Annotated in this window: 2 protein-coding genes; both read left to right on the top strand. The window is 65.7% G+C overall.

Annotation, left to right across the window (positions count from 1 at the left end; genetic code table 11):
- Positions 1 to 796, top strand: a 796-nt coding sequence (locus HUK84_RS18820; RefSeq protein WP_176641586.1) for a leucyl aminopeptidase family protein, incomplete at its 5' end; no start/stop codon positions are given.
- A 165-nt stretch (positions 797 to 961) separates the two neighbouring features.
- A partial coding sequence (locus HUK84_RS18815) for a MarR family transcriptional regulator (RefSeq protein ID WP_176641585.1) occupies positions 962 to 1281 on the top strand: 320 nt, incomplete at its 3' end.

Raw genomic sequence — 1281 nt, 5'->3', positions numbered from 1 at the left:
GCCGCCGCGCGTCCTCGTCGCCCGCTGGCAGGGCAGCGGGGCCGGCGCCGGCGCGCCGCTGCTCTCCCTGGTGGGCAAGGGCGTGTGCTTCGATACCGGCGGATACGACCTCAAGCCCGCCGCCGGCATGCTGCGCATGAAGAAGGACATGGGCGGCGCCGCCCTGATGCTGGCCCTGGCCCGTCTGGTCATCGTCCGCGACCTGCCGATCCGGCTGGAATTGCGGCTGGGCTGCGTCGAAAACAGCATCTCGGGCCAGGCGATGCGTCCCTCCGACGTGGTGACCACCCGCTCGGGCCGGACGGTCGAAATCGGCAATACCGACGCCGAAGGGCGGCTGGTGCTGTGCGACCTGCTGACCGAAGCCTGCGAATCCGACCCCGCGCTGCTGATCGACGCCGCCACCCTGACCGGCGCGGCGCGCGTCGCGCTGGGGCCCGACCTGCCCGCCCTGTTCAGCAACGACGACGCACTGGCCGATTCCCTCCTGCAGGCGGGTCAGGCCTGCCACGACCCACTCTGGCGCCTGCCGCTCTGGGACGGCTATGCCGACTGGCTGCACAGTCCGGTCGCCGACCTGAACAACGTGTCGGCAAAACCGATGGCCGGAGCCATTACGGCAGCTTTATTTTTACGAAAATTTATCAAAACAGGGGTGCGCTGGGCACATATCGACAGCTACGCCTGGAATGATCATTACCGTCCCGGCCGCCCGGAAGGCGGAGAAACACAAGGACTCAGGGCGCTTTCGGCAGCATTGTTGCAAATCCTTAACACAACCGACATAAAAGAATAGCCAAGTAACGACATAGGGAACGAACTATTTCGCCCGGGTGGGCTTATATCCGCCGTAATTCGAAACTATATACGCCGCTGGAATGACCCGGGGGCGCACAAGGCGGTCCCAGGGGACGAAACACAGGAAGCCGGCCAGTCGGCTTCGCAACGAAGGTTTTTTTCTATGGCCCAGAATTCGGCGATGTCCGATCAGTTGATCAACACCCTGCGCGACACGGTCGTTGCGATGGTCCGCCGCGACGGTCCCGACCTGTCGGCCCGTCAGCTCGGCGTGTTCCTGACCTGCTACCTGCAGGACGGTGCCCACACGGTGCGCGGCCTGGCCGCGGCGCTGAACGTGTCCAAGCCGGCGATCACGCGCGCGCTCGACCGGCTGGGCGAGCTGGACCTGGCCCGCCGCAAGGTCGACCCGATGGACCGCCGCTCGGTCCTGGTGCAGCGCACGCTCAAGGGCGCGGCCTATCTGCGTGAACTGCGTTCGAT

Source organism: Nguyenibacter vanlangensis (assembly GCF_013376155.1).
Classification (GTDB): Bacteria; Pseudomonadota; Alphaproteobacteria; order Acetobacterales; family Acetobacteraceae; genus Gluconacetobacter; species Gluconacetobacter vanlangensis.
Note: the sequence above shows the minus strand (reverse complement) of the source record. Positions and strands in the feature narration are given on the sequence as shown.